The organism is Segeticoccus sp., from assembly GCF_035708005.1.
This window is the reverse complement of the sequence record NZ_DASSTI010000170.1, coordinates 1-5,579: the sequence shown is the minus strand read 5'-3', so window position 1 is coordinate 5,579 and position 5,579 is coordinate 1. Positions and strand designations below refer to the sequence as shown.

Annotated in this window: 5 protein-coding genes; 1 reads left to right on the top strand and 4 read right to left on the bottom strand. The window is 68.8% G+C overall.

Annotated elements, in window-relative coordinates:
• The 4 genes from VFL99_RS16355 to VFL99_RS16340 all read right to left on the bottom strand — a co-directional run.
• Positions 1 to 1,160 (bottom strand): alkaline phosphatase PhoX (locus VFL99_RS16355; RefSeq protein ID WP_325107421.1); only part of this gene is annotated, 1,160 nt, incomplete at its 3' end.
• 332 nt (positions 1,161 to 1,492) lie between these two features.
• Complete coding sequence (locus VFL99_RS16350) at positions 1,493 to 2,620, bottom strand: ABC transporter ATP-binding protein (RefSeq protein ID WP_325107420.1); 1,128 nt, start codon at positions 2,618 to 2,620, stop codon at positions 1,493 to 1,495.
• A gap of 253 nt (positions 2,621 to 2,873) precedes the next feature.
• A complete protein-coding gene (locus VFL99_RS16345) occupies positions 2,874 to 3,560 on the bottom strand; it encodes a response regulator transcription factor (protein WP_325107419.1) in 687 nt (228 codons plus the stop codon).
• Complete coding sequence (locus VFL99_RS16340; protein ID WP_325107418.1) at positions 3,557 to 4,774, bottom strand: sensor histidine kinase; 1,218 nt, start codon at positions 4,772 to 4,774, stop codon at positions 3,557 to 3,559. Before VFL99_RS16340 ends, VFL99_RS16345 begins: the two co-directional genes overlap by 4 nt.
• A gap of 158 nt (positions 4,775 to 4,932) precedes the next feature.
• On the opposite strand from VFL99_RS16340, the gene phoU reads away from it, so the two are divergent.
• Positions 4,933 to 5,579, top strand: a 647-nt coding sequence (gene phoU, locus VFL99_RS16335; protein WP_325107417.1) for a phosphate signaling complex protein PhoU, incomplete at its 3' end; no start/stop codon positions are given.

Below are 5,579 nucleotides of genomic sequence, written 5' to 3'. Positions count from 1 at the left end.
ATGATCACGCCGCCGTACGGGGAGACGGTGATGTTGTCCGGGCCGTCGACGTCCCCGTCCTGGTCGCTCGGCGTGTAGGCGAACCGCAGCTTCAGCTCGATCGTGCCCGCCAGGGGGTCCAGGAACCACACCTGCCCGTCGTGGTCGGCCTGGCTGCCATCGGAGATGCGGGCGAAGGAGGACACGAAGTAGGCGCCCCCGTGGGCCCACCACATCCCCTCCAGCTTGCGGCTGCGGGTGACCTGGTCGGAACCGAACTGCACACGCGTGGGAACTCCTCTCGCGTCCCGGTCCGGGACGCTCACCCACGCGGTCCGGTACTTGGTGCCCGGTTCCGTGGCAGCTGACAGGTCGGCCACGAACGCGCCCCGGGCGGTATAGGCGGCCATCGCCTCCAGGGTGCCCGCACGGTCTGCCAGTGCCCGCAGCCCGCCCTTGCGTAGTGGCAGGGCCGACTCCGGCGGGGTGAATCGGTACAGCAGCCCGTTAGGCCCGGAGGCGTCCTCGGTTTGGTAGATCCGATGCTCCTGCGGGTCGACGGCGACGGCTTCGTGGGCGAACCGGCCCATGGCCTTGATCGGCTTCGGGTGCGTGTTCGCCTCCTGGTCGTGCGGGTCGACCTCGAACACGTACCCGTGCCGCTTGTCGAAGATCGCCTCGGTCTCCTCACAGGACAGCCAGGTCTCCCAGGGAGTGCGGCCACCGGCGCAGTTGTTGTGCGTGCCGGCCAGACTCACGTACTCCCGGACCCGCTTGCCGTTCTTGTCCACCTCGATGTTGGTGGTGCCACCGTTGCACCGGGGGTCGTAGACCAGGTCGGGCAGGTGCGGAACCGGAAACGGCTCGGAGCCACTGATTTCGTGGTTGTTGATCAGCAGGCTTCCGTCTGCGCCGTGGCGGACGAAGCAGGCGGTCCCGTCCGGGTCGGACGGGGTGAGCTCCCCGCTGTCGAGGCGGGAGACTCCGCTTTGGGCGACCACGGTGTAGCTGAACCCCTCGGGCAAGGACAACACCCCTGCCGGGTCGGTCACCAGCGGCCCGTACCCCACCGGCTCGTTGACCGGCTTGCCCCGGGGCACTCGGCTGCCGGCCGCATTAACTGTGTCGGCGCCGAAGACCGAGTCGACGCTGCCAACCAGGGCGATCCCCAGTCCTGCCACGGCCGAGTTTCGCAACAGAGTGCGTCGTGTGATCCCCTCGCCAACTTCTGGCACTGAACCGGGTGTTGATGTTCCCATGAGAACCCTCCTCTTCGTTGGTGTTACGCAATGGTGGCGCCGACTCTCGCGAGGGCCGGTGAACGACGCGTGACGCCACCCGGTCGACGAAGTGAAGTTGTCTTCAAGTTCCTGTATCCCCTGCCCGTGTCTCGCCGGGGCACACACTGTGGGGCATTCCCACGCGAACCCTTGACCCGGCGGGCACGTCAGGCGGCCGACCGGCCCCCGGCATCTGGGTCGAGCGCCGGCCTGCGGCGACGAGGGGCGTGTCCCTACCGGGATGTCACGGCGGGGACACCGGCGCGCAGGCTGCTGCGACGGGTCCTCATGGTGTGAACCGTGATGCCGGCACTGGCCAGGAGCATCACGAAGTGGTCCAAGCTGCTCTCCCGGGCGGTCACGGTGATGCCGCAGGCATCGGCTGGTGACCCGCGCCAGATGCCCGCCCAGGTGAGCCGTGCGTCCATCCCGGCGACCGCGTGGGCCATGGCCAGCGCCCGCTCGTCGTCGTTGGTGGTCAGGTCGACGACCGGTGGCGAACCGACGCCCCGTAACTCGTCCGGACAGCCTTGGTAGACGACCCGACCCTTCTGCAACACGGTGATCTCGTCGCACAGGTCGCAGACAGGGTCGGGATCGGCGCTGGTGAGCAGCACCGAGCCACCTTCATCGCGCAGTCGTCGCAGCAGCCGCGCCACAGTGTCGGCTCGGTGAGGTTCGAGGGCGTCGAAGGGTTCGTCGAGGATGAGCAGCTGTGGTCGCCGCAAGAGCGCCGCGGCGAGCCCGAGCCGTCGACGCATCCCCAGTGAGTACCGGTCCACTCTCTCATCGGCGCGGTCGGTCAGCCCGACCTGGTCGAGCAGATCGTCGATCCAGACGTCCGGGCCGGTGCCCGCTGGAGGCCGACACGACGGCCCGTGGCGGTGCATGATCCGCAGGTTGGTGCGCCCGGTGAGGTCGCCGTGGAATCGAGGGCCATCCAGGACGCCCGCTACGGCGCGGGGAAGACCGGTGATGAAGGGGCTCTCGGGGTGGCCGTACATCCGGATGTTGCCGGTGCCCGGGCGCAGGAGCCCCAGGAGCATCGCGATCACGGTGGACTTGCCGGCACCCTTGGGCCCGATCAGTCCATGGAGGGACCCAGCCGAGACGGTAAGGCCGACTCCGTCGACGGCGGGATGGCGCCCGAACCGGCGGCTCAGGTCCCGTACCTGCAGTACGGGCAGTGAGATGTCGCCCTGCCGGCGGAGGTGATGAGCCGAACGATCGGTGGCAGGTCCGGCTGTGTCGGCGATTAGCAGGTGTCCGGCGACAGCTGTCTCGTCGCGGTCATGACGACTAGACCGGCTGCCACGCGGGTCAGCGCCGCAACCGGCCCCGATTCGCTTCTGTCCCAGCATGAGACCTTCCCTCGTGGTCGTGATGTCCAAGGCGTTCCCACCGCCTCAGTCATTCCGGTGGGGGACGTCTCCATCGTGGCCAGCCGAGGTTGCCTGCCTGTGACGATGCGGTGAACGCAGCGGCAACATCGCCTTCCGACTTGGTGCACCATCGGCAGCGTCGGGCCTCACGCGCGGGCTGCCGTCCGTTTGTCAGGCTCTGTGATCAGCGAGCCCGGTTGTTCCGGGTGGCCGTCCACGGGCCGCGAGAACGTCAGTGGGATTCGAACTTGTAACCGACGCCGCGGACTGTCAGCAGGTACGTGGGGTTTGCTGGTTCGGGTTCGATCTTGGCGCGCAGTCGTTTGATGTGGACGTCCAGGGTCTTGCCGTCCCCGATGTGGGTGGTGCCCCACACGCGGTCGAACAGCTGCGCACGGGTGAGGACCTTGCCGGTGTTGCGCACGAGCATCTCCAGCAGTTCGAACTCCTTCAGCGGCAGAGCGATGGGCTGGTCTTCAACGGTGACGACGTGGCGTTCGATGTCCATCTGCACCGGCCCTGCCGCTAACCGGGTGGGCAGCAGCTCCTCCTCGGGCGCCGTCTGCCGGCGCAGCACCGCCTTGACTCGGGCCAGCAGCTCACGGTTGGAGTAGGGCTTGGTGACGTAGTCATCGGCGCCGGTCTCCAGTCCGACCACCTTGTCGACCTCGCTGTCCTTGGCGGTCAGCATGATGATCGGCACCGGGGAACGTTGTCGCAGGGCGCGGCATACCTCCTGGCCGGACAGGCCGGGCAGCATCAGGTCCAACAGGACCAGGTCGGCTCCGGTGTTGTCGAACTGGACCAGCGCGTCAGGGCCGGTCTCGCTGACCGTGACCTGGTAGCCCTCTTTGGCCAGCAGATAGGACAGGGGCTCGGAGTAGGAGGGCTCGTCCTCGACGAGCAACAGGTGTGTCATGTGCCTGCCTGCGATTGAGTGGGCGATGGGGTGGTTGTTGCCGGGCCGTGGATCTCGTCACCGGCGCGCGCCGGGCGGTCGGCCACGGATAGGACCGGAAGCCGGATCGTGAACGTCGAGCCGCGCCGCGGCTCGCTCCACACGCTCACGTCGCCTCCGTGGTTGGCGCAGATGTGCTTGACGATCGCCAGACCGAGTCCGGTGCCGCCGGTCGAGCGTGACCGGGCCGGGTCCACCCGGTAGAAGCGTTCGAAGACTCGTTCCTGGTCCTGCTCGACGATGCCGATTCCTTGGTCGGTGACGGTGACCTGGGCGAGGTCTCCTGCGGTGTGGATGCCGACGGCGACGCGGGTGCCGTCCGGGGAGTAGTTGATGCCGTTGGCGACCAGGTTGCGTACCGCAGTGACCAGCAGGTCCCGGTCGCCCCAGACCAGGTGGTCACCCGAGGACGCTGTGCAGGCAGGCAGAACCAAGGAGATCGAGCGGGACTCGGCCGTCGGCCGCAGGTGTTGGCCCGCCTCGACACAGACCTGCTCCAGGCTGACCGGTTGTGGGTCGCGGACCGCGTCGCGACCTTGCAGTCGGGACAAATCCACGATCTCCTGCACCAGCCGGGTCAGCCGGCCGGCATCTGCCTGCATGCGGCGGGCGAACCGCTCCACCGCCGCGGGTTCCTCACGCGCATCCAGGAGCGCCTCGGCGAGCAGGGCCAAACCACCCACCGGGGTCTTCAGCTCGTGACTGACGTTCTCGACGAAGTCGCGGCGGACCTGCTCCACCCGCTTGGCCTGGGTCAGGTCCTCCACGAGCAGCAGGACGTGGGAACTGCCCAGTGGCGCGACCCGGGCGCGGATCGTGACCGTGTGATCACCCAACCGTCCCCGGGGAAGGTCCAGCTCGCTGTCGCGGATCTCACCGTCGCGGCGCACCTGCCGGGCCAGCTCACGCAGCTCGGCGTGCGCGAGCTCCTGTCCCCGGACCAGGCCGCGGGCGACGGCCGGTGGGCTGGTGTTGATGACCACGTCGTCGGCGTCGAGGATGATTCCGCTGGAGGCCAGGACGGCGAGCACGTCGGCGACCGACCCGGACGCGCCGGCCCCGGTCGGCGGGGTGCAGTCGCTGGTGCGCTCCGAGCGCCACAGGGCCAGCGCGGCACCCAGGACCAGCAGCGCGCCAACGGCTCCGCCGAGCAGGGCGGCCACGGTGGACGTCACGCATCCACCATAGGCAGCGCCACACCGTCATGACGCGGGCTCGAGTCCCGACCCGCCCACTTGTCACCCACCGTTCACCTAGCGGCCCCAACCCGTTCACATCGGACTGCCACGCTCGGGGCGTCAGCACCCCAGCGGGCCACGAGAACAGGACACCCATGCGCGACTCCTTCCACGAGGAACTCGACCAGATCACCCAGCAGCTGGTGCAGATGACCCAACTGGCCGGTTCGGCGATGGCCCGGGCCACCACCGCTCTGCTGGACGCCGACATCCACCTGGCCGAAGGCGTGATCGCTGCCGACAAGCAGATCGACGGCCTGCGCCGCGACCTCGACGAGCGGTCGGTGGACCTGCTGGCCCGTCAGCAACCCGTGGCCACCGACCTGCGCACCGTCGTGACCGCCATGCGGATGAGCGCCGACTTGGAGCGGATGGGCGACTTGGCCCGGCACGTGGCCAAAGTCGCTCGGCTGCGCTACCCCGACTCCGCGGTTCCCACGGTGCTGCGCGCCCCCGTCCTGCAGATGGGACAGGTCGCCGAACGCATCGTCACCAAGGCCGGCTCGGCCATCGCCGGCAAGGACGTCGCCGCAGCCGCCGAACTCGACCGGGACGACGACGAGATGGACCGGCTGCACCGCCAGATCTACACCACGCTGCTCGGTGGCACCTGGCCGCACGGCACAGAAACAGCGGTGGACCTGGCGCTGCTGGCGCGCTACTACGAGCGGTTCGCCGACCACGGCGTCTCGGTGGCCCGGCGCGTGCTCTACCTGGTCACCGGCGACTGGCACGACGAGAA

Excerpts from the sequence above, each read along its gene's own strand:
- VFL99_RS16350 (WP_325107420.1), bottom strand. The coding sequence starts at position 2,620 with ATGCTGGGACAGAAGCGAATCGGGGCCGGTTGCGGCGCTGACCCGCGT.
- VFL99_RS16345 (WP_325107419.1), bottom strand. The coding sequence starts at position 3,560 with ATGACACACCTGTTGCTCGTCGAGGACGAGCCCTCCTACTCCGAGCCC.